The organism is Belnapia sp. AC561 (assembly GCF_979252845.1).
In genome coordinates this window covers 1-336 of record NZ_CEEDBP010000134.1, presented here as the reverse complement: position 1 = coordinate 336, position 336 = coordinate 1, and the positions used below count along the sequence as shown (strand labels likewise).

The 336-nt window shown below is 62.2% G+C and carries 1 pseudogene; it reads right to left on the bottom strand.

Annotation, left to right across the window (positions count from 1 at the left end):
• Positions 1–336: pseudogene (locus AC0IW9_RS30455) on the bottom strand (diaminopimelate decarboxylase); the annotation flags it as partial.

Below are 336 nucleotides of genomic sequence, written 5' to 3'. Positions count from 1 at the left end.
GAGGTATTCCACCTGCGTCAGCAACACGCCGCCGTTGGCGACGATGTAGCGGCCGGGTTCGAACACCAGTTTCAGGTCGCGCCCAGCGGTACGCTCGCGCACGGCCTTGATGTAATCGCTGACCAGTGGCGGCGTTTCGTCTTTGTAACGCACGCCAACGCCACCACCCAGGTCGAGGTGGTGAATCTGAATGCCGCGCGCTGAAAGACGGTCGATCAGCGCCAGCAGGCGGTCGAGGGCATCAAGGAACGGCGGCAGGCTGGTCAGTTGCGAACCTATATGGCAGTCCACACCCAGCACTTTCAGGTTCGGCAACTCATGGGCGCGGGCATACAC